This window comes from Serratia ficaria, assembly GCF_900187015.1.
In the GTDB taxonomy this organism is placed as follows: domain Bacteria; phylum Pseudomonadota; class Gammaproteobacteria; order Enterobacterales; family Enterobacteriaceae; genus Serratia; species Serratia ficaria.
Genome location: NZ_LT906479.1, coordinates 3,681,254 through 3,704,507 on the forward strand (window position 1 = coordinate 3,681,254; position 23,254 = coordinate 3,704,507).

23 protein-coding genes are annotated in these 23,254 nt (G+C 62.8%); 8 read left to right on the plus strand and 15 right to left on the minus strand.

Annotated elements, in window-relative coordinates; all coding sequences use genetic code 11:
* Positions 1-3: 3 nt before the first annotated feature.
* The 3 genes from CKW09_RS17365 to CKW09_RS24595 all read left to right on the plus strand — a co-directional run bounded on the left by CKW09_RS17365 (position 4) and on the right by CKW09_RS24595 (position 2,791).
* Positions 4-1,521 (plus strand): tripartite tricarboxylate transporter permease, encoded by a 1,518-nt coding sequence (locus tag CKW09_RS17365; protein ID WP_061795966.1) that lies wholly within the window; start codon positions 4-6, stop codon positions 1,519-1,521.
* Between the two features lie 105 nt (positions 1,522-1,626).
* A complete protein-coding gene (locus tag CKW09_RS24955; RefSeq protein WP_258873660.1) occupies positions 1,627-1,749 on the plus strand; it encodes a hypothetical protein in 123 nt (40 codons plus the stop codon).
* A gap of 244 nt (positions 1,750-1,993) precedes the next feature.
* Positions 1,994-2,791 carry an MrpH family fimbial adhesin gene (locus CKW09_RS24595; RefSeq protein ID WP_145957254.1) on the plus strand — a complete coding sequence of 266 codons (798 nt, stop codon included), beginning with the start codon at positions 1,994-1,996 and terminating at the stop codon, positions 2,789-2,791.
* A gap of 104 nt (positions 2,792-2,895) precedes the next feature.
* Here the strand turns inward: CKW09_RS24595 and CKW09_RS17370 are convergent, their stop codons facing one another.
* Complete coding sequence (locus CKW09_RS17370) at positions 2,896-3,891, minus strand: DMT family transporter (RefSeq protein ID WP_061795759.1); 996 nt, start codon at positions 3,889-3,891, stop codon at positions 2,896-2,898.
* Positions 3,892-4,061: 170 nt separating this feature from the next.
* Between CKW09_RS17370 and pdxR the strand changes: the two genes are divergently transcribed.
* Positions 4,062-5,528, plus strand: coding sequence for a MocR-like pyridoxine biosynthesis transcription factor PdxR (gene pdxR / locus CKW09_RS17375; RefSeq protein ID WP_095098565.1), 1,467 nt, complete (start codon positions 4,062-4,064; stop codon positions 5,526-5,528).
* Here pdxR and CKW09_RS17380 read toward each other — a convergent pair.
* Genes CKW09_RS17380 through CKW09_RS17395 form a run of 4 tightly spaced genes read right to left on the minus strand, consistent with a single transcriptional unit; the run spans position 5,525 to position 9,179 of the window.
* Entirely contained in the window at positions 5,525-6,025 is a 501-nt protein-coding gene (locus CKW09_RS17380) for a protein disulfide oxidoreductase (protein ID WP_095098571.1), read from the minus strand. The genes pdxR and CKW09_RS17380 overlap by 4 nt on opposite strands.
* On the minus strand, positions 6,018-6,734 hold the full coding sequence (locus CKW09_RS17385) for a DsbA family protein (protein ID WP_061795756.1): 717 nt from the start codon (positions 6,732-6,734) through the stop codon (positions 6,018-6,020). The genes CKW09_RS17380 and CKW09_RS17385 overlap by 8 nt, the downstream gene beginning before the upstream one ends.
* Positions 6,731-8,767: a protein-disulfide reductase DsbD family protein gene (locus CKW09_RS17390; protein WP_061795755.1), complete on the minus strand. Its 2,037-nt coding sequence runs from the start codon at positions 8,765-8,767 to the stop codon at positions 6,731-6,733. The genes CKW09_RS17385 and CKW09_RS17390 overlap by 4 nt, the downstream gene beginning before the upstream one ends.
* Before the next feature lie 49 nt (positions 8,768-8,816).
* Positions 8,817-9,179 (minus strand): hypothetical protein, encoded by a 363-nt coding sequence (locus tag CKW09_RS17395; protein ID WP_061795754.1) that lies wholly within the window; start codon positions 9,177-9,179, stop codon positions 8,817-8,819.
* A 208-nt stretch (positions 9,180-9,387) separates the two neighbouring features.
* Between CKW09_RS17395 and flk the strand changes: the two genes are divergently transcribed.
* Positions 9,388-10,416, plus strand: a complete 1,029-nt coding sequence (flk, locus tag CKW09_RS17400; protein WP_095098574.1) for a flagella biosynthesis regulator Flk — start codon at positions 9,388-9,390, stop codon at positions 10,414-10,416.
* A gap of 4 nt (positions 10,417-10,420) precedes the next feature.
* Here flk and CKW09_RS17405 read toward each other — a convergent pair whose 3' ends face one another.
* Complete coding sequence (locus tag CKW09_RS17405) at positions 10,421-10,876, minus strand: rhodanese-like domain-containing protein (protein ID WP_095098576.1); 456 nt, start codon at positions 10,874-10,876, stop codon at positions 10,421-10,423.
* Positions 10,877-10,946: 70 nt separating this feature from the next.
* Complete coding sequence (locus tag CKW09_RS17410) at positions 10,947-11,843, minus strand: endonuclease/exonuclease/phosphatase family protein (RefSeq protein WP_095098578.1); 897 nt, start codon at positions 11,841-11,843, stop codon at positions 10,947-10,949.
* A gap of 216 nt (positions 11,844-12,059) precedes the next feature.
* Here CKW09_RS17410 and pepT point away from each other — a divergent pair, with 216 nt between their 5' ends.
* A complete protein-coding gene (pepT, locus tag CKW09_RS17415; RefSeq protein WP_061795749.1) occupies positions 12,060-13,292 on the plus strand; it encodes a peptidase T in 1,233 nt (410 codons plus the stop codon).
* Between the two features lie 15 nt (positions 13,293-13,307).
* Here pepT and CKW09_RS17420 read toward each other — a convergent pair whose 3' ends face one another.
* Positions 13,308-14,420 (minus strand): SLC13 family permease, encoded by a 1,113-nt coding sequence (locus tag CKW09_RS17420; protein ID WP_061795748.1) that lies wholly within the window; start codon positions 14,418-14,420, stop codon positions 13,308-13,310.
* A 154-nt stretch (positions 14,421-14,574) separates the two neighbouring features.
* Between CKW09_RS17420 and apbE the strand changes: the two genes are divergently transcribed.
* A complete protein-coding gene (gene apbE / locus CKW09_RS17425; RefSeq protein WP_061795747.1) occupies positions 14,575-15,603 on the plus strand; it encodes an FAD:protein FMN transferase ApbE in 1,029 nt (342 codons plus the stop codon).
* Positions 15,604-15,668: 65 nt separating this feature from the next.
* Here apbE and CKW09_RS17430 read toward each other — a convergent pair whose 3' ends face one another.
* Complete coding sequence (locus CKW09_RS17430; RefSeq protein ID WP_004936201.1) at positions 15,669-15,890, minus strand: putative periplasmic lipoprotein; 222 nt, start codon at positions 15,888-15,890, stop codon at positions 15,669-15,671.
* A 198-nt stretch (positions 15,891-16,088) separates the two neighbouring features.
* On the minus strand, positions 16,089-17,303 hold the full coding sequence (gene fabB / locus CKW09_RS17435) for a beta-ketoacyl-ACP synthase I (protein WP_061795746.1): 1,215 nt from the start codon (positions 17,301-17,303) through the stop codon (positions 16,089-16,091).
* A 170-nt stretch (positions 17,304-17,473) separates the two neighbouring features.
* Between fabB and mnmC the strand changes: the two genes are divergently transcribed.
* Positions 17,474-19,495 carry a bifunctional tRNA (5-methylaminomethyl-2-thiouridine)(34)-methyltransferase MnmD/FAD-dependent 5-carboxymethylaminomethyl-2-thiouridine(34) oxidoreductase MnmC gene (gene mnmC / locus CKW09_RS17440; RefSeq protein WP_061795745.1) on the plus strand — a complete coding sequence of 674 codons (2,022 nt, stop codon included), beginning with the start codon at positions 17,474-17,476 and terminating at the stop codon, positions 19,493-19,495.
* 41 nt (positions 19,496-19,536) lie between these two features.
* Here mnmC and CKW09_RS17445 read toward each other — a convergent pair whose 3' ends face one another.
* From CKW09_RS17445 to aroC, 5 genes are all read right to left on the minus strand, one after another.
* On the minus strand, positions 19,537-19,818 hold the full coding sequence (locus tag CKW09_RS17445; protein WP_095098581.1) for a YfcL family protein: 282 nt from the start codon (positions 19,816-19,818) through the stop codon (positions 19,537-19,539).
* 32 nt (positions 19,819-19,850) lie between these two features.
* The gene (locus tag CKW09_RS17450) at positions 19,851-20,408 is read right to left on the minus strand and encodes an elongation factor P hydroxylase (RefSeq protein WP_061795743.1); all 558 of its coding nucleotides are present in this window, start codon (positions 20,406-20,408) and stop codon (positions 19,851-19,853) included.
* Positions 20,409-20,475: 67 nt separating this feature from the next.
* Positions 20,476-21,276 carry a sulfite exporter TauE/SafE family protein gene (locus tag CKW09_RS17455; protein ID WP_061795742.1) on the minus strand — a complete coding sequence of 267 codons (801 nt, stop codon included), beginning with the start codon at positions 21,274-21,276 and terminating at the stop codon, positions 20,476-20,478.
* Between the two features lie 3 nt (positions 21,277-21,279).
* Positions 21,280-22,107 (minus strand): penicillin-insensitive murein endopeptidase, encoded by an 828-nt coding sequence (mepA, locus tag CKW09_RS17460; RefSeq protein ID WP_061795741.1) that lies wholly within the window; start codon positions 22,105-22,107, stop codon positions 21,280-21,282.
* Between the two features lie 5 nt (positions 22,108-22,112).
* Positions 22,113-23,198: a chorismate synthase gene (aroC, locus tag CKW09_RS17465; RefSeq protein ID WP_061795740.1), complete on the minus strand. Its 1,086-nt coding sequence runs from the start codon at positions 23,196-23,198 to the stop codon at positions 22,113-22,115.
* Positions 23,199-23,254 lie beyond the last annotated feature (56 nt).

Sequence of the window (23,254 nt, forward strand, 5' to 3'; positions counted from 1 at the left end):
ATGATGGAAACCTGGATGTATTTGACCCAAGGGTTCGAGGTGGCGCTGGTGCCGCAGAACCTGATTATCGCCCTGATCGGCTGCTTCGTCGGCACCATCGTCGGCCTGCTGCCGGGCCTGGGGCCGATCAACGGCGTGGCGATCCTGCTGCCGCTGGCGTTCGCCCTCAAGCTGCCGGCCGAGTCGGCGCTGATCCTGCTGGCGACGGTGTATATCGGCTGTGAATACGGCGGCCGCATTTCCTCGATTCTGCTCAATGTGCCAGGCGACGCGGCGGCGATCATGACCGCGCTGGACGGTTACCCGATGGCGCAGCAAGGGCGCGCCGGCGTGGCGCTGTCCATTTCGGCGGTCAGCTCCTTTATCGGTTCGATGATCGCCATCGGCGGCATCATCCTGTTCGCCCCGCTGCTGGCCCGCTGGTCGCTGGCCTTCGGCCCGGCGGAATATTTCGCCCTGATGGTATTCGCCATCGCCTGTCTCGGCAGCATGATGAGCCAGAATCCGCTGAAGTCGCTGCTGGCGGCCTTGATCGGCCTGGGGCTGGCGACGGTCGGGGTGGACGCCAATACCGGCGTGTATCGCTTCACCTTCGACAGCGTGCATCTGTCCGACGGCGTGCAGTTTATCGTGGTGGTGATCGGGCTGTTCTCGGTCAGCGAGATCCTGCTGATGCTGGAAAGCACCAGCGCCGGGCAAAAGTTGGTGCGCAAGACCGGCCGCCTGCTGTTCAACCGCAAAGAGGCCGCCGAGTGCGTGGGCCCGACCCTGCGTTCTTCGGTGATTGGCTTCTTCGTCGGCATCCTGCCGGGCGCCGGCGCCACCATCGCCAGCGCGCTGACCTACATGACCGAGAAGAAAATCAGCGGCAACAGCGAAACCTTCGGCAAGGGCGACATTCGCGGCGTGGCGGCGCCGGAAGCGGCCAACAACGCCTCGGCCTGCGGCTCATTCATTCCGATGCTGACGCTGGGCGTGCCGGGTTCGGGCACCACCGCGGTGATGATGGGCGCGCTGACGCTGTACAACATCACCCCCGGCCCGGCGATGTTCACCGAACAGCCGGACATCGTCTGGGGCCTGATCGCCGCGCTGCTGATCGCCAACGTTATCCTGCTGATCATGAACCTGCCGCTGGTCGGCCTGTTCACCCGCATGCTGACCATTCCGCTGTGGTTCCTGGTGCCGGCGATCGCCGCGGTATCGGCGGTGGGCGTGTACGCGGTGCACAGCACCACCTTCGACCTGCTGTTGATGGTGGGATTAGGGGTCTTCGGCTATATCCTGCGGAAAATGCACTTCCCGATGTCGCCGCTGATCCTCGGCTTCGTGCTGGGCGAGATGCTGGAGCAGAACCTGCGCCGCGCGCTGTCGATCAGCAACGGCGAGTTCGGCATCCTGTGGAGCAGCGGCATCGCGCAAACGCTGCTGGTGCTGGCGGTGGCGGTGCTGGCGCTGCCGCCGCTGCTGCGCATCCTGCGTAAGCGCCGCCGCATGACGGAAACGGCCAAGGCCGAATAAGCTAAATGGCGGGGGTATCCCCCCGATGCCGATCGTTTCAGCCTGCTTGAAAGATCCGGCCAATGAGCCCAAATCCGGCGTCAGCCCCTGACGCCGGATTTTTTTATGTCAGAACAGGCTAGGGATTTCGTCGTTCGCGGTGGCGGCATTACAGATGGCCGCCATCATCGCGATATCGTTTTTCAGCCTGATGAAGGCTATCAACGTTTCCCGCAACCTGAAATATGAATCGTGGCTCATTCATAACCTCATAATATATTAAATATGCGAGTCAGACTTTTCTGGCAATTAAGGCGCTCGCCGGTCATTGCTGGTCAACCAGTTAAATGCTAGTGTGATGAAATCCGCCAAATATTGAAGCCTGAGCGGTGGAACCGACAAGTTTCACGCGGACAAAAGGTGCGCCGGAAGCTTGTGACATATTACAGGCGGGTTATCAACAGGGAATATTAAAATTAAATCAGGGATTGTAATGTATAGAAAATTTATGTTTTACTGTCTTTTTTTATTATCTCCGCCAGCTATGGCAGGTGCCTATATGCTTCCTGTCTCTTTTGTTGGCCTGACGGTCGTTCAATCTTTGGTTGCATGGGATGAGAGTCCTTCCGACCTCAATCCTTGCTATGGGTGGACGTCTTGCTTTATTGGCCCGGATGTAAAATATAGCACCAGGTTCCCTGGGCTGTATGGTTCATGCATAGAGTCTAAAAACTGCCTTCGAATTGAAAATTTTCGAACGGCAAAAGAAGTCGAGATCGCCTGGAAGCAATCCTTTGGCATTCCATGGACCTCACAGCCTTACCGCGTGAATGGCACTGACGCCAGCTGCGTTGGCGTTTTTTATGTACGGACGCCATCAATATCTGGAGGTGCGATTTTATGGCCCCATTCTGTTTGCGGTAAATTACCGCCACAAAACCAATCTTGCGAGGTGAATCTACCAAGAGTGATAGATTTCGGCACGCTTTCGCAAAATGAAATTTCCGGGGTTGAGAGAACCATTAATGGAACCGTCGGATGCACCCAATCAGGAACGGTGAAAATATATTCACAGTCTACCTTCGGTGAAGGTAAGGTTTATTTTAATAACAGTAAAAACTTTTATTCGACGCTATTTTTGGATGGGAATTCCGCATGGGCAGGCGTGGATTATCATCTGACGGGCGGAACGCAAAGAAATATCAATCTAAAAGCAATATTGACCGCAAATGAAGACGTCCGCCCCGGCCCCTTCTCTGGTCAGGCTATTGTTTACATTGCGTATCTGTAGCTGCGCCCTGGGCCAGCGCATTTAACCGTTTGTCGTTACGCTGCAGTGAGCCGGATGGCGGTATAGTCGCAAACGCCGCCTGACGGCGGAAACGGCATAACCCATCATGCCTCGGCCGTCTTGTGCCTGAGCATCAGCACGCCGCCCATCACCAGCGCGCTGCCGAGCAGCTGCAGCGGGTTCATGCTCTCCCCCAGCAGGCAGTAGGCGATCGCCGCGGTGAACACCAGCTCCAGCGACAGGATCAGGTTGGCCACCGCCAGCGGCAGGGTTTTCAGGCTGATGTTGTACAGGCCGAACCCCAGCAGCGTCGGCCCGGCCGCCAGCGTCAGCAGCAGCAGCCAGCCGCTCCACTGAACGCCCTGCGCACCATGCGACAGGAACCACAGATCGCCCGCCATGCCGTGAAACGCCGCCAGCGGAAATGCCGTCAGCGCCGCATTGAACAGCAGCTGATACAGCGCCGAGAAACCGAATACGTACAGGATGGTGTTCCATACCGGGTAACCGCGCTCGCTGGCCACTCGCCCGCCCAGGGTATACAGGGTGTAACCGATGCCGGACAGCATGCCCACCAGCAGCCCCAACAGATCAAAACGGCCGTTGCCCATGCTGTCGCCGTTGCTGACCAGCAAGCAGCCGCCCAGGCTGATTGCGATCACCAGCAGCTGGCGCAGCGACAGGCGCTCGCTGTACATCACCCAGCCGAGAAACACCGTAAAGCCCACCGAGCAATAGGTCAGGATGGTCGCCACCGACGCGCCGTTCAGCGCCACCGACAGCGTCCACAGGCTGTTGAACAGCGCCAGCAGCAGGCCGTAAATCGCATAGAACGCCAGCTGTTCGCGGCGCAGACGCGCCCACTGCGGCTTCACCAGCAGCAGCAACGGCAGCAAGACCAGCGCCACCAACGCCGCCCGCCAGAACGCCAGCACGAAGGTCGGCAGATGATAATATTCGGTCAGCGCGCGGATGATGATGGCGGTAAAGGCCAGCAACATGGCGCTGATGATGGCGATCGCATAGCCCTGGCCGCTGCCCTGGAAAATACGCGCGCCGGGCAACGCCGGCCGGGCGGAAACACCTGACGGTAATGACATGACATCCTCAAGAAAACTGCGGAAAAACGCTCAGGCGCAGATTTTAACGCGGCGTTATTTTCCCGCCATAGCCACTTTCTCCCGTTGTTATGCAGGCCACTTTTCTTGTCTTGAAGCCCGCCAGGCTTGGGGTATAGTAAAAAGCATCGCTATGACCGAGCCAATTTCGCATGCATATTCCGTTAGACCGCCAGCAGGACGTTCCGCTGTATCTGCAAATTGAAGAGGCGCTGCGCCGCGCCATTCTCACCGGCGTTTTCGTCGACGGCGACAAACTGCCTTCGACCCGCACGCTGGCGAGCGAACTGGCGGTCAGCCGGCTGACGGTGGATAACGCCTACGCAGAGCTGGCGGCCAAGGGCTTTTTGCGCCAACGGCGCGGCAGCGGCGCCTACGTTACGCATCCACTGACGCAGGCGCGCCCCGCCCGCCCGGCCTCCGATGCGCCTTTCCCGCCCGAGAGCTTCACCACCCTCACCTCGCGGCTGGACGGCTATGCCGATGCGCCGCTGCCGGACCATATCGTCAACTTCGCCGCCGGCGTCGGCAGCCCCAAGGTTTTCCCGCTGGAAGAATTCCGCAGGATCCTGCTGTCGGTGCTCAGCCGCCACGCGGAAGAAGCGTTCAGCTACGGCGAATACTGCGGCTACTACCCGCTGCGCGATACGCTGGGCCGGATCCTCAGCGCGCAGGGCATCCCGACCCAGGCCGAACAGCTGTTGATCACCAACGGCTCGCAGCACGCCATCAGCCTGGTCGTGCAGAGCCTGCTGGCGCCGGGCGACACGGTGATCGTCGAGGAACCGACCTACGCCGAAGCGTTGGGATTATTGCGCCTGCACCGCATCAATATCGTCACCATTCCCAGCGATCGGCACGGCATGCAGGTGGATCTGCTGCCCGCCCTGCTGGAACGGCACCGGCCCAAGCTGATTTACACCATCCCCAATTTCCACAACCCGACCGGCCGCTGCCTGAGCGAAGCCCGACGCCGACGCCTGCTGGCCATCGCCCAACGCGCCGGGGTGGTGATCCTCGAGGACGACTTCGTCGGCGATCTGCGTTACCAGGGCAAACACCTGCCGGCGCTGCGATCGCTGGCGCAGCCGGGCGCGGTGATCTACGTCGGCACCTTCTCCAAAATGCTGCTGCCGAGCATGCGTATCGGCTATCTGGTGGCGGATGCCGAGCACTATCAAGGTTTCGCCCGGCTGAAGCACGTCGACAGTTTCACCAGCTCCAGCCTGATCCAGCGGGCGCTGGACGCCTTCGTCACCGTCGGCCGCTATGACAAACAGCTGCGCCGCGCCGGGAGAGTGTACCGTCAGCATCTGGCGGTGATGGTCAAGGCGCTGCACGACCACCTGCCGTCGGGGTGCAGCTTCGAAACGCCGCAGGGCGGGCTGTTCGTTTGGCTAAGCTTGCCGCCCACGGTGACCACCGCGGCGCTGATGCCGGTCGCCTGGCGCCACGGGGTGACCTTCGCGCGCGGCGAATGCTTTTATGCGCAGGAACAGCACGGCGCGCACGGCCTGCGGCTGAATTTTGCCGCCAACACGCCGCCGCTGATCGAGGAAGGCATCGCCCGGCTGTGCCGGGCGATAAAAGAGGTGATAACGCAAGACGCGGCGGGCTAAACGGCCGCCCACCACAGCCGCAGCTTCATCCCCCAATAGCTGGTCCAGCCGCTGGTGCTCTGCACCACCTTGCCCTGGGAGATCACCACGAAGGTCGGCGTGACGCCGATCTGCCACTGCGCCGACAGCGCGCCGCGCGGATCGTTGACCACCGGCAGCGCCAGCCGTTTGCGCGCCAGCCACTGCGCCACCTGGCCGTCGTCGCCGGATCGCAGCGCCACGGTCAGCACGTTGCCGCCCTCCGCCTGCAGCCGGGCGACGTCCGGGGTGGTGAAGCGGCACACGCCGCACCAGCTGGCCCAAAAGTAGACCAGCAGCGGCCGTTCACGGCTGAGCTGCGCCAGCGAAACCGACTCGCCGGCCAGCGTCGCCAATGGCTGTACGTCAAAGGCCGGCGGCGCCTGCGGCGCGTTGAGCCAATCCATCACCGAAACCACCGCCAACACCATCAGCAGCAGTATCAGCAGTTCGCGCCCCCAGCGCCGCAGCTTAGCCATTTTTTGCCTGCGCCAATTGCTGTTTCACCAGGGTTTCCAGCTCCTCGTAGGACACTGCGCCCGGCAGCATCCGATCGCCGATCAGCGTGGCCGGGGTGCCCTGCACGCCCAGCTGTTCCGCCAGCTGCATGTTGGTGCGCAGCTGGGTCATGCTTTGTTCGCTGGGCGCCACCGCCTTCACGCCGGTGGTCTGCTGCGCGGCGGCGATGCTGGCGTTGTCGTGGAAGCCTTTTTTCGCCATCAGGCGCTGGTGCAGCGGCCAGAACTGGTCCGGATGCTGCTGCCAGGTGGTCAGGGCCACCCGCGCCGAGCTGACCGAGCTTTCCCCTTTGAACGGCAGCAGCTTCACCACCAGCGCCACGTCCGGATACTGCTTGACGATTTTTTCCAGCATCGGATCAAAGCGTTTGCAGTACGGGCAGTTGTAATCGGTGAAGGTCACCAGCGTCAATTTGGCGTTGCTGGCGCCCAGGCGCGGGCTGGCCGGATCCTCATACAGCGTTTTGGCGTTCTGCTTGATCGCCTGGCTGATTTGCTGGCCGGCGGTTTGCTGCTGCCAGGCGTCGACCGCCTGCGCCAAAATGTCCGGGTTGGACACCAGCGTTTCGCGGATGATCTCTTTAATGCGCTGCTCTTGCTCCGGGGTGAAAGGCGCGGCGGCCCACACCGGGGTCACGATCAGCATCAGCAATACCAGTAATTTTTTCATTGTTCGGTTCCTTTGGCTTCGGAAAGCGTTTGCAACACGGCTTCGCGGGTCAACAGCGGGGACAGCACCTCGCCATCGGGGCGGCCGGGGCCATAGATTTGGTTGAAAGGCACGGCGACGCTGCCGCGCCGCTGCAGGAAAGCGCTGATGTCGGCCGACGGCCGGCTCCAGTCGCCGCGCAGGGCCACCACGTCGTCGGCGCTCAGCGCCCGCTGCACGTCATCGCGCAGCAGCACGTTAAACTTGTTGGCTTTACAGGTGACGCACCAGTCGGCGGTCACATCGACAAACACCCGTTGATGCCGGGCTAACGCCTGCTCGATGGCCCGCTCGCTCAGCGGTTGCCAATGCACCTTGTCCTGCAACGGCTGCCGCCACTGGCCGGCGGTCAGCGCTCCGGCCAGCAACCCTATTCCCGCCACGACCAGCAGCCCCGCCGCCAGCTTGCCGGCCAGGCGCGCGCCATGCCGCCGCCATGCCGCCAACAGCAGGCCGAGCAACGCCAGCCCGCCCAACCACAGCGTCGGCCGCACGCCGATATGATTGGTCATCAGGCTCAACAGCCACAGCGACGAGGCGAGCATCAACAACCCCATCGCCAGCTTCAGGCCGTTCATCCAGCGGCCGGGGCGCGGCAAACGCAGCGCCAGCGCCGGCCAGGCGGCGATCAGCAACCACGGCAGGCTCATGCCGATGCCCAGCGCGACGAACATGCCCCACAGCACCGGCAACGGCGCCGCCAGCGCAAAGGCCACCGCGGTGCCGAGGAACGGCGCGGAACATGGGGTCGCCAGCAGCGTGGCGAAGGCGCCCTGCCAGAAATGGCCGCTCAGGCCATGGCCGTCATGCGTCGCCAGGCTGGTATTCAACGAAGAAGAGAGCCGCAGATGGAACAGGCCGAACAGGTTGGCGCTGAACAACAGCGTGACCACCACCATAAAGCCGATAAACCACGGATTCTGGAACTGAATGCCCCAGCCGAGCGCATGATTGCCGAGCCGCAGCAGCGTCATCAGCAGCGCCAACGCCATAAAGGAGGCCAGGATGCCGAGCGACGAGGCCAGGAACTGCAGCCGCACGCTGCGCCGATCCCGCCGCTCCACCTGCAGGACGGAGCCGAGCTTGATGCCCAACACCGGCAGCACGCACGGCATCAGGTTCAGGATCAGCCCGCCGGCCAGCGCCATCAACACCGCCTGCCACAGCGGGAACGTCCCGGCGCCGGGCGGCGCCAGCGGCTCGCCGATCGGCAGCGTCACCTGCTGCGCCATGCCGCCGTCGCTGAGCACCAGCGTCAGCGTTTTGCCGCGCAGGTCCGGCGCCGCGTCGCCCCAGCCGTCGCTGACCGGCACCCGCGCCAGCAGGCGTTCGCCGTCGGCTTCAACCCTGGGTTTGCCGAGATCGGCATCGTTCAGCGTATCGAAGAACAACGCGGGCTGCCGCCAGCCGGCGGCGCGTTCGGCGACGATCTGCAGTTCACCGTGCCGGTAGCCGGCCTTGACGCCTTCCGCCAGGCCCGAGGCAATCGGCACCTGCCCCATCGCCTGCGCAAAGTCGTGGTTAAACTGCGGATCGTTCGGCGCGGCGAGATCCAGACTGAACGGATAATCGGTCAGAATGCAGACGTTGCTGCAGGTGGACAGCGTCAGGGTGCCCGCCAGCGAGCCGGACAACCGCCCCGGCAGCACTATCGGCAAGCTGACGCTATCGTGATAACCCTGAGTGGTAATGCCGGCAACCTCGAAGCGCTGCGGCGTCGGCCAATGCCATACCGCCGCCGGCGGGTTGCCCTGCCAGGCGATGGCCGGCGCGATGCCGCCCTCGCCGGGGGAGCGCCAGTAGGTCTTCCAGCCTTTTTGCAGTTCCACCGCCAGCAGCAGGCGGGTCTCGCCGGGCTGCGAGGTGTCGGCGCGCAGCCGCACCTTGGCGTGGTCGTTGGCCGGTTCCTGCAGCCAGCCGCTGTCCGCCGCCTGCAATGCGGGCAGCCACAGCATAAACAGGCAGGCAAAAGCCGACCTGATGATATTCAACATGTTTGTTCTCCATAAATGATTAATTCACCGCAAAGGACAGGCGATTAACTCATTCACGGAAGACGCATAATCGGAGATGCACCCTGAGGGTGGTGGGCGAGATGACCCTGGGCGGAGGTATGCGCAGGCGCGCGGCCACGGTCGGCGCCAACAGCGCCAGCAGCAGCCCCAGGCCGAACAGGGCGGTTTCAAACATCACCGGCGGCGATGCCAACAGGGATTTGGCGCTCAGTTCACAAGGCGTGGGCTGCGCTGCGGCGTGGTCGCCGCCGACGGGCTGAGCGGCGATGGCCGGCACACCCAGCGTTTGCTGCAGCGCGTGCAGGCTCGCCATGCGCTGGGTCATGCAGGTCAGCACCACCAGGCAAGCCAGGCATAAAAACCATTTTGCAATCCGCTGCCGTTTAACCATGCCATCCTCAAATCCGGGTCTGGGCTTATCTTAGCGGCGCCTGCGCGTTTAGCAACGTTTTGCCTGTAAAGAAATGTCTGCCGGACGGTATTGATGGCGGCGATTTACAGGTATCATATTGGCCAAGCCTGCGCTTTTCGCCGGGTACGATGATTATTCACCCCCAGTCTCACGTCAGCGGGGGATACACAGCGAAGGACTGGTGACAATGCAACCTTTGAGTGGACCGGGCGCTCCGATCGCCAGCGATCGCCCTCCGAACCCGGCTAAAACCACAACCACCGACGATCAACCCCTTTCCCCGGCGCAGCGCACCACGCTGGAAAAGCTGATCGTGAAAATCATGGCGCTCAGCCCGGCCAAATCGGCGGAGATTTGGGCCAGCCTGCGCCACGATCTCGGCGCGGACAACAGCAGCGAGCTGCAGGCGCGCCATTTTCAGCCGGCGGAACAGCTGCTGCGGAATCGCCTGACGGCGGCGCAGCAAAACCATGCCAGCCGCCAACTGCTGCAACAGCTCACCGAGCTGCTGCCTCAGGGCAATAATCGCCAGGCGGTCAGCGACTTCATCCGCCAACGGTTCGGCCATACGGTGCTGAGCCAGCTGAGCCATCCGCAGCTGCAACAGGTGCTCAATCTGCTGCAAACCGGCGGCCTGACCATCCCGCAGCCGCAGCAAACCGCCACCAGCGATCGCCCGCTGCTGCCCGCCGAGCATCAGAGCCTGCAACAGCAGGTCACCAAACTCAGCGCCGCCACCGGGGAATCGCCGGCCAAGATTTGGCAAACGCTGTTTGATCTGGCGGGAGTGAAAACCAACGATCCGCTGCCGGCGCGGCATTTCCAGCTGCTGAACCAGTTTCTGCAGGTCAAGGTGGCGCTCAGCACGCAGACCGCCCCAACCCTGAGCAACCTGCTGGCTTCCCTCAAACAGCCGGCGGACCGCCAGGAACAACAGCAGCTGAGCGACTACTGCCAGGCGCGTTTCAACTGCGGCGCCGGCGTCCCCCTGACGCATCCGCAGATTAACGACGCCATTCATCAGCTGTTTGCCCGCCGCCTGGACAAGGCCGGCCAGGCTCAGCCACTCGCCGGCCCCCATGCCGAGCCGCAGCCGTTGATCAACCCGCTGATCGCCGCCCTGCCCCAGCCGCTGCAACAGGCGCTGAGCAAGCCGGTGTGGGCGGTTATTCTGCTGCTTCTGGTGCTGGCGGTGCTGCTGACGTTGGTATTTTAAGCCGTCAGGCGCAGCCGCAATCTTCTGCGGCCGCCTGATCCCGCAGCGAACCCGGCAGCTCGCCGGTGGCCACCGGATGGCCGTCGCGCCGCCAAAAGTCCAGCCCGCCGATCAGTTCCTTGACCCTGAACCCCAGCGTGGCCAGCTTATAGGCCCCTTTGGTAGAGCCGTTGCAGCCGATGCCGTCGCAGTAAGTGACGTACACCCGCTGCCGGTCCAGCCGCGCAGCCGTGGCTTCCTCCATCAGCCGATGCGGGAAGCTCAGGGCGCCGGGAATATGGCCGGCGGCGTACAGCGCTGCCGATCGGGTATCGATAACCACAATATCCTCAACGCCGTTGCGCAGATCCTCCGCCACGTCCCAGGCGTCGGCGTAACGGCTCAGCTTGGCCGCCAGATAATCCAGGCTCTCGCCCGGCGCCGCCGGGGGAAAGGCCAAAACCAACGAATCTACTGCCATAGTGCTTACTCCCACTGATTAAGAAAAGGATAGGCTCGCGCCGTTTAGTGAGCCGCGCGCCCAGGCTACATCACTGCTCGGTCAACCGCAGCTCGGCCACCAGCGGCAGATGGTCGCTGAGCGCCGGCCAGTGAACGCCGTTCCAGTCGCCGCTGGCGTTCGGCACCGTCAGGCTGTCCAGATGCCAGCGCTGCGCATTGCCGCTGAAGATGTAATCCACCTTGATTTCGGCGTTTTCCGCCGGCCAGCTGCGCCCATCCTGCGCGCCGGGCATGATGTCGTTCCAGTAACGGCTCAGCTCCGTCCAGGTCACGCTGCCCGGCACGTCGTTCATGTCGCCGAACAACAGCTTGATGCCGCGCATTTCGATGGTGCGATCGTTCAGCTCGCGCACCTGATCCAGGCGCATCGCCGGATCTTCCCTGGTGTCCAGGTGGGTGTTGATCAGGGTGATAGGCGCCGGAAACTCCGGTACGTCGACCTGCACGCTGAAGGCGATGCGCTGCTCGCGCTGGCCGGACGGCAGCGGATAAACGGCGCTGTCATGCAACGGATATTTCGACAGAAACGCCAGGCCGTACTCGCCGCCGTCAAAGTCGATCGCCCGACCGAACACCACCTGCATGCCGGTCAGCTTCGCCAGCTCCGCCGCCTGATCGACCTTGCCGCTGCGGCCGGTCAGCTTGTCCACCTCCTGCAGCGCCACCACGTCAACGTTCATCGCGCGGATCGCCCTGGCGATGGCGCTCATGTCGCCGACTTTGCCGGCGGCGATATTAAAGCTGGCGACGCGGATCTTCGGCGCCTGCTCCAGCGCATAGGTTTTGTTCTTCAACCCGCCGAGGGCGCTGGCCACCTCGCGGCTGTTGGCGTTGCCGTTGGCATGGCCGCCGTCGGTGGACGACCAGGCGCTGTGTGACATTCCCAAAGATAACAAAGTGATAAGTAAAGCATGACCGGTATTCATGGACTCTCCTTGACGTTTGGATGGGGTATGGCGGGCGCTCCCCGGCCCCCTGCTAACCACGATTCTGCCGCAGAAACCCGCGACGTTTTCCTCGTTGCGCCGCTATTTTTTGATTCTGCGCGACGCCTCGCATTCCGGCGGTTAACGCATTGTACGATTGGACAATCGGCTGATTTAGTTTTAAAACCGATGGATTGCCCACGTCGAGGAACCCTGATGACCAGCCCGATTGCCGAACAGCTTACCGAACGTTTCTTCCGTTATCTGGCGGTAACCAGCCAGAGCGACGCATCCGCCGCCACCCTGCCCAGCACGCCCGGCCAACACGAGATGGCGCAGCTGCTGGCGGACGAGCTGCGCCAGCTCGGGCTGGAAAACGTGCAGATCGATGAGCACGCCACCGTCACCGCCCGCAAGCCCGGCACCCAGCCCGGCGCCCCGCGCATCGGGTTTATCACCCATATCGACACCGTCGACGTCGGCCTGGCGCCGGACATTCATCCGCAGCGCCTGCGCTTTAGCGGCCAGGATCTCTGTCTCAATGCCGAACGGGACATCTGGCTGCGCACCGCAGAGCATCCGGAGATCCTCGCCTACCGGGATGAAGACATTATTTTCAGCGACGGCACCAGCGTGCTCGGCGCCGACAACAAGGCCGCGGTCACCGTGGTGATGACCCTGCTGGCCAACCTGAGCGCCGCCGATCGCCACGGCGATATTCTGGTGGCGTTCGTGCCGGACGAAGAAATCGGCCTGCGCGGCGCCAAGGCGCTGGACTTGAAACGTTTTGACGTCGACTTCGCTTACACCATCGACTGCTGCGAGCTGGGCGAAGTGGTGTATGAAAACTTCAATGCGGCGGCGGCGGAGATCCGCATCGAGGGCGTGACCGCCCACCCGATGTCGGCGAAAAACGTGCTGATTAACCCGATACGCGTCGCCACCGACATCATCAACCAGTTCGACGCGCAAGACACGCCGGAGCATACCGAAGGCCGCGAGGGCTATTTCTGGTTCAACGAACTGACCGCCAACGCCAACCAGGCCACGCTGAAGGTGTCGATCAGGGATTTCGACCTGGCGGCGTTCAACGCGCGCAAAGCGCGCCTCGAAGAGGTGGTGCGCCAGGTGGCGGCCCACTATCCGCGCGCCAAGGTCAGCTGCAGCGTCACCGATATTTACGGCAACATCAGCAATTCGCTCGGCGAGGACCGCCGCGCCATCGAGCTGATTTTCGGCGCGCTCGCCGCCCACGGCATTCCGCCCAAGGTGATCCCGATGCGCGGCGGCACCGACGGCGCGGCCCTGTCCAGCCGCGGATTGGTGACGCCCAACTACTTTACCGGCGCGCACAACTTCCACTCGCGCTTCGAGTTTCTGCCCGTCAGCGCCTTCGTAAAATCGTATCAGGTCACGCGCAGCATCTGCCTGCTGGCGGCGCGCGGCTAGGCGCAGGCCGGCCTTTTACAGCAACAGCCAACCGGCCAGGGCGCTCCAGGCCAGCAGCGGCAGCGAGTAATAATGGAAGGTCAGCCAGATCTTGCGCTCGCCCGACATGCGCAACGCGATCAGGTTGGCCATCGATCCTATCGCCAGCCCAAAACCGCCGGCGTTGACCGCGTAGGCCAGCAGCGCGTTGGAAGGCAGGGTGTTAAGCAGCAGAATGGTGGCCGGCACGTTGCTGATGAGCTGCGATAGCCCGATGCCCAGCGCGTAAATCCCGCCGTCGCCCAGCGTGGAAATGGCGGCGAAGCCGGGCTGAACCGCCGGCAACCGGGTAAACAGGCCGACGTCGATGAACATGGCGATAAATACGAAGATCAGGCTCCAGTCAATCTGCAGCAGCACTCGCCGCGCCAGCAGCAGAAAGCCGGCGAACACCGCCAGCAGCCCATAGAGCGCCAGATTGAAATCGAGGCACAGCAGGAAAATCGCATACAGCGCCACGCAGCTCAGCAGCAACGGCCGCCGATAGGGATATCCCTCGGTATGCGGCGCTTTCGCCATCGCGCGCGCCGGGAAGCACAGCCAGGCCAACGCCAACAGGCTGAGCATCATCGCGGCGCCGAACGGCGCCATCTGGCCGATAAAGCCGAGAAAAGACAGCGACGAGCGGCTCCACAGCAAGATGTTCTGCGGGTTGCCGATCGGCGTCAGCAGCGAGCCGGCATTCACCGCCAGCGCCTGAAAGACGATCAAGCGGCCAACCGGCAGCGCCGACAGCTTTTTCAGCGTGATGGTCAGCGGGATCACGATAAACAGCGCCACATCGTTGGTGAGAAACGACGACAGCAGCGCGGCGGAAAACACCAAAAACAGCGCCAACCGCCGTTCGCTGCGCAAACCGGTGATAATTTTACGGCCGATAAAATCGAAATAGCCGCTGACCTCGACGCCCTTGGTCAGCAGCATCAGCCCCAACAGGGTAATGAGGGTGCGGCCGTCGATGAACCCGGCCAGCTCAGGCAACGTCTGCGGATGCAAGGCGAACATCGCCGCGCCCGCCAACAGTAAAACATGCAAAAAACGATCGCGGAGAAAGGGCCGGATAAGCCGGGCGACGGCGGTTGAACTCATGTTGGCAGCTTGCAACCTAAGCGGAAATGAAGAGCCTGACGTTAGCTCAGGCGCGGCTTTAACGCCAGCAAAATGCTATTTTAGCGTTATCCGCTTTCAATTTGCCGCGCTTTACTTTATTTGTAGCGCCTTTGACGGCTTCAAAGGATATTTTATGGCTAAGGCTTTCGCCAAAGGGCTGCTGCTGAGCGCATTGTTCAGCCTGCTTGCCGCCTGCAATGACCCGCAATCCCGCCAGATCGATATCGACGGCAAAACCATGGGCACCTTTTACAGCGTTAAGGTCAGCGGAGACATCGCCATCAGCCCGCAGCAGCTGCGGCGGCAGATCGATGCGGTGCTCGAACGGGCCAACGACGACATCTCCACCTATCGCGCCGATTCGGTGCTGTCGCGCTTTAACCAGTCCCGCAGCGCCGATCCGCAGCCTATCCCGCGCGGCATGGCGGACATCATCCTGATGGCTCAGCGCATCGGCCGCGATACCGGCGGCGCCATGGACATTACCGTCGGCCCGCTGGTGAACCTGTGGGGCTTTGGCCCGGACAAACGGGTGGTCAAAGCGCCGGATGCGCGGCAGATCGACGCGGCGAAACAGAACGTCGGTCTGCAGCATCTGAAACTGTTGAGCGACAGCCGGGGCGAATGGCTGCAGAAAGACCTGCCGAACATGTACGTCGACCTTTCGACGCTGGGCGAAGGCTATGGCGCCGATGAACTGGTGCGGCTGATGGCGCGCAACGGCATTACCAACTATCTGGTGTCGGTCGGGGGCGCCGTCTCTTCCCGCGGCGTTAACGGCCAGGGCAAACCCTGGCGCGTGGCGATCCAGAAGCCGACCGACCGCGAGAATGCGGTGCAGGCGCTGGTCGATCTGCAAGGCTATGGCATCAGCACCGCCGGCAGCTACCGCAACTATTTCGAGCAGGACGGCCATCGCTATTCGCACGTGATCGATCCGACCACCGGCCGGCCGATTGATCACCGGCTGGTGTCCGCCACGGTGATCGCCCCCACCGCGCTGGAGGCGGACGGCTGGGACACCGGGCTGATGGTGCTGGGCAGCGAAAAGGCGCTCAAGCTGGCGGAAGAGAAAGGGTTGGCGGTGTATCTGATCAGCAAAACCGACGAGGGGTTCAGCGCGGTAATGACGCCGCAGTTCAAGGCGTTTTTACTGCAGTGATATAAAAAAAGCCCGGCAGCGATGCCGGGCTTTTTCTCATGTCATCCGTTACGGATGACGAAAGATTACTTGGTCAACGCAATGATGCCGAGCGTCAGGCCGGCAACCGCCGCCGCGCCGCCGGCGATGGCGCCTGCGGTTTCCCAGTTATCCTGCGTGGTGCCCTTCATGCAGGTGTTGGTGTGCACCAAACGCCCCTGATCGTCATAGACCGGGACGCAGGGAGAATCGGTGGCGCATCCGGCCAGCACGGCCGACAGTAACCCAACCGCAATTAACTTTTTCATACTTCTTGCCTCTATGTACGATTACGTTGAAACGCTACGCCGCGCGACGGTTTCGCTACCTGGCTATTGTATGCGCAAACCCTGTAATGACGAGGTAATGATGTGTCAAAGGATGTTATTTGGGAAAACTCCGAGCGGCGGAACGGCGGGCAATAAAAAGCCCGCTCGGGAGCGGGCTTGTCCAACCGATAAAACGGATTACTTCTGCAGCTTGCGCATCACCAGGGTGGCGTTGGTGCCGCCGAAGCCGAAGCTGTTGGACATCACGGTGTTCAGCTCGCGTTTAGTCGGCTGTGTCACGATGTTCATGCCCGCGGCCTGTTCGTCGAGGTTATCGATGTTGATGCTTGGCGCGATAAAACCGTGCTCGACCATCAGCAGGCTGTAGATCGCTTCCTGCACGCCGGCGGCGCCCAGAGAGTGACCGGTCATCGCCTTGGTGGACGAGATGGCCGGGGTGTTGTCGCCAAAGACTTCACGAATGGCGCCCAATTCCTTCACGTCGCCAACCGGCGTGGAGGTGCCGTGCACGTTCATGTAGTCGATTGGGGTGTCGACGCCCTGCAGCGCCATCTTCATGCAGCGCACCGCGCCTTCACCCGATGGAGCCACCATGTCGGCGCCGTCGGAAGTCGCGCCGTAACCGATGATTTCCGCATAGATATGCGCGCCGCGCGCCAGAGCGTGTTCCAGTTCTTCAACCACCACCATGCCGCCGCCGCCGGCGATGACGAAACCGTCACGCGCGGAGTCATAGGTACGGGAGGCTTTTTCCGGCGTGTCGTTGTAGCTGGTGGACAGCGCGCCCATCGCATCGAACTCGCAGGCCATTTCCCAGCACAGCTCTTCGCCGCCGCCGGCGAACACCACGTCCTGCTTGCCCAGTTGGATCAGCTCGACCGCGTGGCCGATGCAGTGTGCGGAGGTGGCGCAGGCGGAGCTGATGGAGTAGTTGACGCCGCGGATTTTGAACGGGGTCGCCAGGCAGGCGGAAACGCCGGAGGCCATGGCCTTGGTCACCATGTACGGGCCAACGCCGCGCAGGCCTTTGGCGCGCATGCCGTCGGAGCCGGCAACCTGGTTGCGTGGCGAACCGCCGCCGGAACCGACCACCAGGCCGGTACGATCGTTGGACACCTGATCCGCGGCCAGGCCGGAATCCTTGATAGCTTCTTCCATGGAAAGATAGGCATAAACGGACGCGTCGCTCATGAAGCGCATCACTTTACGGTCGATCAGACCGGTAGTGTCCAGTTTAACATCGCCCCATACGTGACTACGCATGCCGGAATCTTTCAGCTCCTGGGAGAAAGTGATCCCAGAACGACCTTCCTGCAGGCTCGCCAGGACCTCCTGCTGGTTATTACCAATGCTGGAGACGATTCCCAGGCCAGTAATCACTGCACGTTTCATTCAATACCTCTTCCACTATTTACCTACGGGATTTTGCCTCGCACTTTAGCGTACAGATGTACGCCGAACAAGTCCGATCAGCGTTTTTCAGCTTTATTCTTATCCAGTTTGCGCCACGGCGCCAGCGCCGTTAGAATTCGCGTCATCCCTTGAGTTACGAGCTACCGACCGTGAGCCATGCCCCCATCCAAACCGCAACGCTAACCTGGAATGAACAGGGTACACCTGTTTCGAAACAGTTTGATGACGTCTATTTTTCCAATCAGGATGGGCTGGAAGAAACCCGTTACGTGTTTCTCGGCGGCAATCGGCTGCCGCAGCGCTTTGCCGCTCACCCTCGCCCGCTGTTCGTGGTGGCGGAGACCGGCTTCGGCACCGGGCTCAACTTTTTAACCCTGTGGCAGGCCTTTGCCGCCTTTCGCCAGGCGCAGCCGGCGGCCCGGCTGCAGCGCCTGCACTTTATCAGCTTCGAAAAATTCCCGCTGCAGCAGGCCGATCTGGCGGCGGCGCATGCGCGCTGGCCGGAGCTGGCGCCCTACGCCGAGGAGCTGCGCGCCCAGTGGCCGCTGCCGCTGCCGGGTTGCCACCGCCTGCTGCTGGCCGAAGGCCGCATTACCCTAGATCTGTGGTTCGGCGACGTCAACGAACTGCTGCCGCATTTCGACGCCAGTATGGATAACCAGATCGACGCCTGGTTCCTCGACGGCTTTGCGCCTTCCAAAAATCCCGATATGTGGACCGAACGGCTGTTTGCCGCCATGGCGCGCTTCGCCCGCCCGCAAGGCAGCTTCGCCACCTTCACCGCCGCCGGCTTTGTACGGCGCGGGCTGCAGCAGGCGGGATTTCAGGTAAACCGCTGCAAAGGCTTCGGCCAGAAGCGCGAGATGCTCGCCGGTGAACTGCCGGCCGATGCGCCCGCCGCGCCGCATCCCGCCCCCTGGTTCCATCGGCCGGCGGCGGAAAATACCGCCGATATCGCCATCATCGGCGGCGGCGTCGCCAGCGCCCTCGCCGCGCTGGCCCTGCTGCGACGCGGCGCCCGCGTCACGCTGTACTGTGCGGATGCGCAGCCGGCCGCCGGCGCCTCCGGCAACCGCCAGGGGGCGCTTTACCCGCTGCTTAACGGCAGCGGCGATGCGCTGGAGAGCTTCTTCAGCGCCGCCTTTCCCTTCGCGCGTCGCCAGTACGACGCTTTGCTGCGCCAGGGCGTGAGCTTCGCCCATCAATGGTGCGGCGTCAGCCAGCTGGCCTATGACGACAAAAGCGCCGCCAAGATTGCCAATATATTGAAGGTGGAACGGCCGGCGGCGCTGGCGATGGCGGTCGACCGCCCGGCGCTCAGCGAACTGTGCGGCGTCGACAGCGGCTTCGGCGGCATTACCTACCCGCTGGGCGGCTGGCTGTGCCCGGCCGAACTGACCCGCAGCGCCATCGAGCTGGCGCGCAAGCTGGGCATGACCTGCCGGTATGAATTCGACGCGCGGGCGCTGAGCCGCCAAGACGCCGGCTGGCGGGTCGACTTCGCCAACGGCGAAAGCGCGCGGCATGCGACGGTGATCCTGGCCAACGGCCATCGCCTGGCCGACCTGGCGCCGACGGAGGCTCTGCCGCTGTATGCGGTGCGCGGCCAGGTTTCGCACATCCCCACTACGCCGGCCCTGAGCCCACTGAAACAGGTGCTGTGCTACGACGGTTATCTGACGCCGGTGAACGCCGACAACGGCCAGCACTGCATCGGCGCCAGCTATCAGCGCGGCGATACCGACACCGACTACCGTGAAGAAGAACAGCAGGATAACCGCGCGCGCCTGCTGCGCTGCCTGCCGGAGCAGGAGTGGCCGCAGCAGGTGGACGTCAGCGCCCGGCAGGCGCGCTGCGGCGTGCGCAGCGCCACCCGCGACCACCTGCCGATGGTCGGCGCGCTGCCGGACTATCAGGCCACGCTGGCGCAGTACCAAAACCTGCAGCGGCAAAATCAGCGCGGCGAAGCCGTTGCCGAAGCGCCGGCGTACCCGGGCCTGTTCGTTATCGGCGGGTTGGGATCGCGCGGGCTATGTTCGGCGCCGCTGGCGGCGGAAATTCTGGCGGCGCAGCTGTTCGGCGAACCCCTGCCGGGCGATGCGAAGATGCTGGCGGCGTTGAATCCCAACCGAATGTGGGTGCGCAAGCTGTTGAAGGGGCGTGCGGTTTAAGCGAGATAACGGGGCGCGAGAAACGCGCCCCGAAAAGAGCGTCAGGCGGTCGGCAGCGCCGTCTGGTACAGGTTTTCCCACATGCCGCGCACCAGCGCCTGGTCCGGCGGCGACAGCTCACCGGCGGTAATCGCCTTGTTCAGGCTGCTTTCAACCCGCGTCTTCAGCGCTTCGGCGGTGTGCTCGCCCTGCTCTTCCGCCTCGGCGACCGCCAGCGTCAGATGACCGCGCAGGTAGCCACCGGCAAACAGTTCATCATCGCTGGCGTGCTCTACCATGTCATCAATCAGCGCCAGAATGCGCGCTTCGAATTCTGCGATCATCAAATTTCCTCATAAAATAACAAGCAGTGGCGTCAGTTGAGATCTTCCGGGTAGGGAAAATGCTCGGCCGCCAACGGTGGCGTATTGTAGAACGATTGCAGCGCCTGAATAAAGCGCGCGGGCCTTGTGGGTATTCCCTGCTCCAGCAGCTGCAGCACCCGGGCGCGCACCTTGCGCTGGAACGCGACGCGATCCGGCTCGCAGTCGCCGTTCAGGTTGTCGCAGCTGACGTTGAACGGAAAACCGGCCGCCACGCAGAACATCCACTCCAGCGCCTGCGGCTTGACCTCCACCGCTTCGAACTCGCTCTGGGTCTGCGCGTCGCGCCCGTCCGGGCAATACCAGTAACCGAAGTCCACCCGTTTGCGGCGCGCCTCGCCGGCGATGCACCAGTGCGAGATCTCATGCAGGCCGCTGGCGTAAAAGCCGTGGGCGAAAACGATGCGGTGGTACGGCAGCTCGTCATCGGCCGGCAGGTAGATCGGCTCATCGTCGCCCCTGACCAGCCGGGTGTTGTAATCATCGCTGAAGCACCGATTGAAAATAGCGATCAGCTGTTCGTATTGATGGGTTGTCTGCGTGTCTGACATAAATAAAAAACTCTATAACCACAAAAATAAAGCGGTGATTATTCCACTTTAATGCTCGCCTGGCATGCTAAATATGCAGCGCCAGCCACTGCTGAATTTCGGCGCCGTGATTGTCGTACAGCAGCTTGCAGCTCATCACCAGCGAAACGATCACGATCATCGGGCGTATCAGCTTTTGGCCGCGGGTCAACACCATGTGCGCCCCCAGGCGCGCGCCCAACACCTGCCCCACCAGCATCACCAGGCCGAGGCTCCACACCACCTTGCCGCCGATGATGAACAGCGCCAGCCCGCCGACGTTGGAGGTGAAGTTCAGCACCTTGGCGTGCGCGGTGGACTTGGCGAGGTTAAAACCGCACAGCGTCACGTAGGCCAACGCATAGAAAGAACCGGCGCCGGGGCCGAAGAAACCGTCGTAGAAGCCAACGCAGCCGCCGGCCACCAGACCGAAGGGCAAGGCGCTCAGGCGACGCTGGCGATCTTCCTCACCCAGCCGCGGCATCAGCAGGAAATACAGGCCGATGCCAATCACCAGCAGCGGCAGCATCTGCCGCAGCAGATCGGCGCGCATGTGCTGCACCAGGATCGCCCCGATGATCGAGCCAATCAGCGTCAGCAGAATGGTCAGCTTCTGTTCTTTGAGGTTTACCGCGCCGCGGCGAATAAAGTACAGGCTGGCGGAGAAAGAACCGCCTACCGATTGCAGCTTGTTGGTCGCCAGCGCCTGCGCCGGGGGAACCCCAACCGCCAGCAGCGCCGGCACCGTCAGCAACCCGCCGCCGCCGGCGATGGAGTCGATGAACCCCGCCAGCAGCGCCACGGCAAACAAAACCCCGAGCATCTCGGGGCCAACGACTAACCAGTCCATTTATTATTCCGCTGCGAAGTGATTATCCAGCAATGCCTGACAGGTAGGCGGTAACGGCGGCGGCACCGGCTTACCCGGTTTGGCGCTCGGTTGATGCGGCACGAACCAGCTCGCCAGCTCCGCGCCGCAACCGTCGCCCGGCGGCGGCGGATCCTGCTCTTTGCACTCCAGGCTGCCGGCCGGGCAACGCAGGCGCACGTGCATGTGCGCGCGGTGGCCGAACCATGGGCGCACCTTGTGCAGCCAGTCGCGGTCGGCGCCGGCGTCCAGGCACAGACGCTGCTTGATCGCCGGGTTGACGAAGATGCGCGTCACCTCAACGTCCTGCGCCGCCAGTTTGATTAAGGATCCGATCTGCGGCTGCCACTGGCGCGCCACCACCTGCTTGCCGTCGCTAGACACCAGATCGATCGGCTGCGGTTTCAGCAGCTGCTGCGCGCTCCAGCGCTGGCGCGGCAGCTGCAGCCAGATGTCGACATCCAGCCCTGACTGATGGCTGGCGTGGCCGCTGCTGAAGCGCCCGCCGGCCGGCATCGCCATGTCGCCGATCAGCACGGTGCCCAGCGCTTTCTGGTTCGCCTTGCTGCTGAGGCGCTGAATGAACGCCAGCAGGTCCGGGTGGCCGAAATAGCGGCGCTGATCGGTGCGCATCACCTGATAATCCGGCGAATTCAGCGGCAGCGGCTGGGCGCCGATAATGCAGCCGTTGGCGAAGCCGCCCACCGCCTGCGACGCCCCGCCCACCGGGTGGTCTATCTTCTGCCACGGCGTCAACGCCATGGCGGAGCCTGACGCCATCAGGGCAACCAGGCCCAACATCCAGTTTTTCATGGTTATTACCAGCGCGGAACGTCGGAAGCCACATCACCGTTTTGCGCCCGCTGGCGCAGCAGGTGATCCATCAGCACAATCGCCATCATCGCTTCGGCGATCGGCACCGCGCGGATCCCCACGCAAGGGTCGTGACGACCGCGGGTCACCATCTCCACCGCCTCGCCCTGACGATTGATGGTGCGGCCCGGCACCATAATGCTGGAGGTCGGCTTGAGCGCCAGATGCGCGATCACCGGCTGGCCGCTGCTGATGCCGCCGAGGATGCCGCCCGCATGGTTGCTCTGGAAGCCTTCCGGGGTGATTTCATCGCGGTTTTCGCTGCCGCGCTTGGTCACCACGCCAAAGCCGTCGCCGATTTCTACGCCTTTGACCGCGTTGATGCTCATCAGCGCATGCGCCAGATCGGCGTCCAGGCGGTCAAATACCGGTTCGCCCAGGCCGACCGGCACGTTTTCGGCAATCACGCTGACCTTGGCGCCGATCGAATCGCCCTCTTTCTTCAGCGCGCGCATCAGTTCGTCCAGTGCCGCCAGCTTGTCCGGATCCGGGCAGAAGAACGGGTTTTGTTCGACCTGATCCCAGTCTTTCAATTCGCAGGTCACGTCGCCGATCTGCGCCAGATAACCGCGCACCTGCACGCCGAACTTCTGCTGCAGATACTTCTTGGCGATCGCCCCGGCCGCCACGCGCATCGCGGTTTCGCGCGCCGAAGAGCGGCCGCCGCCGCGGTAGTCGCGCAGGCCGTATTTCTGCTCGTAGGTGTAGTCGGCGTGCCCCGGACGGAACACGTCCTTGATGGCGCTGTAATCCTGCGAGCGCTGGTCGGTATTTTCGATCATCAGCCCGATGCTGGTGCCGGTGGTCACGCCCTCGAAGACGCCGGAGAGAATGCGCACCTGATCCGGTTCGCGACGCTGGGTGGTGTAACGAGAGGTGCCTGGACGGCGGCGGTCCAGATCGTGCTGCAAATCGGCTTCGGTGAGCGGGATGCCGGGCGGTACGCCGTCGACGATACAACCCAGGGCTACCCCGTGAGATTCACCAAAAGTGGTGACGCGGAAAATCTGCCCAATACTGTTTCCTGCCATCACGGCTCCTTACCGTTAGTCATTATCGTTATGGGGCCCGGCGTGGCGGGCCCGTC

Bases quoted from the DNA above. Each gene is read 5' to 3' on its own strand.
- flk (WP_095098574.1), top strand. From the start codon at position 9,388: ATGCAACCTTTGAGTGGACCGGGCGCTCCGATCGCCAGCGATCGCCCT.
- CKW09_RS17420 (WP_061795748.1), bottom strand. From the start codon at position 14,420: ATGAGTTCAACCGCCGTCGCCCGGCTTATCCGGCCCTTTCTCCGCGAT.
- CKW09_RS17445 (WP_095098581.1), bottom strand. From the start codon at position 19,818: ATGATCGCAGAATTCGAAGCGCGCATTCTGGCGCTGATTGATGACATG.
- CKW09_RS17450 (WP_061795743.1), bottom strand. From the start codon at position 20,408: ATGTCAGACACGCAGACAACCCATCAATACGAACAGCTGATCGCTATT.
- pepT (WP_061795749.1), top strand. From the start codon at position 12,060: ATGACCAGCCCGATTGCCGAACAGCTTACCGAACGTTTCTTCCGTTAT.
- CKW09_RS17380 (WP_095098571.1), bottom strand. From the start codon at position 6,025: ATGGCTAAGCTGCGGCGCTGGGGGCGCGAACTGCTGATACTGCTGCTG.
- mepA (WP_061795741.1), bottom strand. From the start codon at position 22,107: ATGAAAAACTGGATGTTGGGCCTGGTTGCCCTGATGGCGTCAGGCTCC.
- CKW09_RS17395 (WP_061795754.1), bottom strand. From the start codon at position 9,179: ATGGTTAAACGGCAGCGGATTGCAAAATGGTTTTTATGCCTGGCTTGC.
- apbE (WP_061795747.1), top strand. From the start codon at position 14,575: ATGGCTAAGGCTTTCGCCAAAGGGCTGCTGCTGAGCGCATTGTTCAGC.
- CKW09_RS17410 (WP_095098578.1), bottom strand. From the start codon at position 11,843: ATGAATACCGGTCATGCTTTACTTATCACTTTGTTATCTTTGGGAATG.
- pdxR (WP_095098565.1), top strand. From the start codon at position 4,062: ATGCATATTCCGTTAGACCGCCAGCAGGACGTTCCGCTGTATCTGCAA.
- CKW09_RS17370 (WP_061795759.1), bottom strand. From the start codon at position 3,891: ATGTCATTACCGTCAGGTGTTTCCGCCCGGCCGGCGTTGCCCGGCGCG.
- CKW09_RS17365 (WP_061795966.1), top strand. From the start codon at position 4: ATGGAAACCTGGATGTATTTGACCCAAGGGTTCGAGGTGGCGCTGGTG.
- CKW09_RS17405 (WP_095098576.1), bottom strand. From the start codon at position 10,876: ATGGCAGTAGATTCGTTGGTTTTGGCCTTTCCCCCGGCGGCGCCGGGC.
- CKW09_RS24955 (WP_258873660.1), top strand. From the start codon at position 1,627: ATGTCAGAACAGGCTAGGGATTTCGTCGTTCGCGGTGGCGGCATTACA.
- aroC (WP_061795740.1), bottom strand. From the start codon at position 23,198: ATGGCAGGAAACAGTATTGGGCAGATTTTCCGCGTCACCACTTTTGGT.
- CKW09_RS17430 (WP_004936201.1), bottom strand. From the start codon at position 15,890: ATGAAAAAGTTAATTGCGGTTGGGTTACTGTCGGCCGTGCTGGCCGGA.
- CKW09_RS17455 (WP_061795742.1), bottom strand. From the start codon at position 21,276: ATGGACTGGTTAGTCGTTGGCCCCGAGATGCTCGGGGTTTTGTTTGCC.
- CKW09_RS24595 (WP_145957254.1), top strand. From the start codon at position 1,994: ATGTATAGAAAATTTATGTTTTACTGTCTTTTTTTATTATCTCCGCCA.
- fabB (WP_061795746.1), bottom strand. From the start codon at position 17,303: ATGAAACGTGCAGTGATTACTGGCCTGGGAATCGTCTCCAGCATTGGT.
- CKW09_RS17390 (WP_061795755.1), bottom strand. From the start codon at position 8,767: ATGTTGAATATCATCAGGTCGGCTTTTGCCTGCCTGTTTATGCTGTGG.
- CKW09_RS17385 (WP_061795756.1), bottom strand. From the start codon at position 6,734: ATGAAAAAATTACTGGTATTGCTGATGCTGATCGTGACCCCGGTGTGG.